General features: G+C 57.5%; 2 protein-coding genes and 1 pseudogene. All 3 read right to left on the bottom strand.

The window, feature by feature from the left end; genetic code table 11:
* Nucleotides 1–186 (bottom strand): ATP-binding cassette domain-containing protein (locus FY112_RS00435; RefSeq protein ID WP_151517359.1); only part of this gene is annotated, 186 nt, incomplete at its 3' end.
* A 228-nt stretch (nt 187–414) separates the two neighbouring features.
* Nucleotides 415–1,377, bottom strand: a complete 963-nt coding sequence (gene ytfQ, locus FY112_RS00430) for a galactofuranose ABC transporter, galactofuranose-binding protein YtfQ (RefSeq protein ID WP_131622678.1) — start codon at nt 1,375–1,377, stop codon at nt 415–417.
* A gap of 144 nt (nt 1,378–1,521) precedes the next feature.
* Nucleotides 1,522–1,827: pseudogene (locus FY112_RS00425) on the bottom strand (BMP family ABC transporter substrate-binding protein); the annotation flags it as partial.

The following is a 1,827-nucleotide window of genomic DNA, read 5'->3' as shown; positions in this document are numbered from 1 at the left end:
CTCGTCACGATGATAGGCGCCGGTGATGCACTTGATCAGCGTCGACTTGCCGGCACCGTTCTCGCCCAGCAATGCGTGCACCTCGCCTCTGCGGAGCGTGAAATCGACCTTATCCAGCGCCACTGCGCCGGGAAAGAATTTCGATATTCCGGAGGCCGCGAGAACGTTCTCGAAATCGTGAATCATAAGGGTCTGTTTTCCTGATATTGACGGCAAAAGCCGCGCCGCGGCCGGACATGACGTCCCAAGGCGGCAAAGGCAGTTCCGCACCGGTCCATGACGGGCCGGTGCGGTTCTACAGCGCCCTCGCCTTTTCCAGACGCATAAGGACGCTGTAGCGCTTTGAGTTGCTGCATGATCTTAACCGGAAATCGAATTCCGATTTCAGGAATGATGCAGCGGCGTCACATCAGATCAGTAGCCCTGACCCTTCTTCTCTTCGTAGACCTTCATCGGCTCGTCGGCCGGCGTGTAGAGCTTCGACTCGGTCTGGATCCACTTGGCCGGAGCCTTCTTGTCCTTCAGATAGGCTTCGAGCGCATCGAAGGCCGGACCAGCCATATTCGGCGTCAGCTCGACCGTGGCATTGGCCTCGCCTTCGGACATGGCCTTGAAGATATCCGGCACGGCGTCGATGGAGACGACGAGGATATCCTTGCCGGGCTTCAGACCGGCTTCCTTGATCGCCTGAATGGCGCCGACGGCCATGTCGTCGTTGTGGGCGTAGAGAGCGCAGATATCCTTGCCGCCATTCTCGGCCTTCAGGAAGCTTTCCATGACTTCCTTGCCCTTGGTGCGGGTGAAGTCACCGGTCTGGCTGCGAACGATCTTGAGGTTGCCGTGGCCTGCAAGAGCTTCTTCGAAGCCCTTCTTGCGGGCGATGGCCGGCGACGAACCGGTGGTGCCCTGAAGCTCGACGACATTGCACTTCTTGTCGCCGACGGTCTTGACCAGGAAGTCGCCTGCAACCTTGCCTTCATGGACCAGGTCCGACGTCACCGCCGTCAGGTAGAGATCATCAGGAGCCTTGATGGTACGGTCAAGAAGGATGACCGGGATTTCGGCTTCCTTGGCTTCCTTGAGAACGTCATCCCAGCCGGTTTCAACGACTGGAGCAATGAGAATGGCATCGACGCCCTGAGCAATGAAGGAGCGCAGAGCCTTGATCTGGTTTTCCTGCTTCTGCTGCGCATCGGCAAACTTCAGATCGATGCCGCGCTTCTTGGCCTGTTCCTTGGTTACGGTCGTTTCAGCCGCACGCCAGCCCGATTCCGAGCCGATCTGCGAGAAGCCGACAGTGAGGCCGGCGGCCGAAGCCGAACCGAACATGCAGGCAGCCAGAATCGTGGCACTCAAAAGTGCAGTCTTCAATTTCATGATTTCCTCCCAATGCCGCATCTCGCGGCGCAGGGTCAAAAAATCATATAGTATTACTTTTGTAAATCGGAATCTTGGGATGCATTGCAGCAAAAAAAGAGCGCCCAGAAGGGCACTCTTCGCAACCGCGAGATAGCTACGGGACTATTTACCCGGCAGCTTGTCGTCGACACCTTCGACATAAAAGTTCATGCCGAGCAGGGTGCCGTCATCGGCCTTCTCGCCGGCCTTCAGCCAGGGCGTTCCGTCCTGCTTGTTGATCGGTCCGGTGAAGGGATGCAGTTCGCCTGATTTGATCTTGGCTTCGGTCTCCTCGGCGAGTTTCTTCACGTCGTCGGGCATGTTGGTATAGGGCGCCATCGTCAGGATCCCGTCCTTGAGGCCATCCCAGCTCTGCTCTGACTTCCAGGTGCCATCGAGAACCGCCTTGACGCGCTTGACGTAATAATT

It is taken from the genome of Rhizobium sp. PEPV16 (assembly GCF_008919455.1).
Lineage (GTDB): Bacteria > Pseudomonadota > Alphaproteobacteria > Rhizobiales > Rhizobiaceae > Rhizobium > Rhizobium leguminosarum_Q.
Note: the sequence above shows the minus strand (reverse complement) of the source record. Positions and strands in the feature narration are given on the sequence as shown.

Coding starts and splice junctions, on each gene's coding strand:
- ytfQ (WP_131622678.1), bottom strand. CDS start 1,377: ATGAAATTGAAGACTGCACTTTTGAGTGCCACGATTCTGGCTGCCTGC.